Raw genomic sequence first — 1275 nt, 5'->3', positions numbered from 1 at the left:
ATGCACACCCTCCCCGGCATCCCCACGGCCCTCACCCGCCGGATCCGCAAGCGCCACATCCAACATCACCGGATGCAACGCCGCATCCAGCAAAGCCGGGTGAATACCGAACCGGGCAGCGCTGTCCCGCTGCTCCTCCGGCAGCGCGACCTCGGCGAACAGTTCCTCGCCACGCCGCCACACCGCCCGCACGCCCTGGAACACCGGGCCGTAGCCATAACCCGCCGCCGCCAGCAGGTCGTAACCGCCCTCGACCGGGACCTGCTCGGCGCCGGGGGGCGGCCAGGCGGTGAAGTCGAAGCCGGGGGCGGGAGCGTCGGTCGCCGTGAGGGTGCCGGTGGCGTGGCGGGTCCAGGCCTCGGTGCCGGTGTCACCGGTGGCGTCCTCACGGGCCGAGTAGACGGCGACAGTACGAGCACCGTCCTCGTCCGGTCCGCCGACGGTGACCTGGACACGGACACCGCCCTGCTCGGGCAGCACGAGAGGCGCCTCGATGACCAGTTCGTCGAGCGTGCCGCAGCCGACCTCGTCACCCGCACGAACAGCCAACTCCACCAGCCCGGTACCGGGCACGAGCACGGTGTCATCCACCGCATGGTCGGCCAGCCAGGGGTGCGTACGCAACGACAGCCGGGAGGTGCAGAGCACCCCACCGGTCTCAGGCACCACCACGACAGCACCGATCATGGGGTGATCGGCAGTGGCCTGCCCAAGCGCAACAGCATCAGTCGCAGGAGCGGTCTGCAACCAGTAGTGCTGGTGGTCGAAGGCATACGTCGGCAGGTCGACCTGGCCGGCGGATCCCTCGGGGAGCATGCCGGTCCAGTCGACTGCGACGCCCCGCACGAACAGCTCGGCCATCGAGGTCAGCAGCCGCCGCAGACCGCCCTCGTCGCGGCGCAGCGAACCACTCACCACAACTTCGGCGCCTGCCTGGTCGACGATCTCGCTGACCGGCTGGACCAGCACGGGGTGGGCACTGGACTCCACGAACACCGTGTGGCCCTCGGCAAGGAGACTGGCGATCGCGGGACCGAAGCGGACCTGACCCCGCAGGTTGCGGTACCAGTAGCCGCCGTCCAGGACGTCCGCCTCACGGACCCATTCACCGGTAACCGTCGAGTAGAAGGGAACCAGGGGCGCTTGGGCGCGGATGTCGGCGAAGGCCTCGCCCAGCGTCTCCTCGATCGCCTCGACGTGCCGGGTGTGGGAGGCGTAGTCCACCGCCACCCGACGCACCCGCACACCATCCGCGGAAAGGACCTCCAGCGCCTC

Annotated in this window: 1 protein-coding gene; it reads right to left on the bottom strand. The window is 70.1% G+C overall.

The window, feature by feature from the left end:
- Positions 1-1275, bottom strand: a 1275-nt coding sequence (locus tag OO69_RS48040; protein WP_033287371.1) for an acyltransferase domain-containing protein, incomplete at both ends; no start/stop codon positions are given.

Origin of the sequence: Streptomyces sp. NRRL F-525, from assembly GCF_000716605.1 — a bacterium.
Lineage (GTDB): Bacteria > Actinomycetota > Actinomycetes > Streptomycetales > Streptomycetaceae > Streptomyces.
This window is presented reverse-complemented; position numbering and strand designations above follow the sequence as displayed.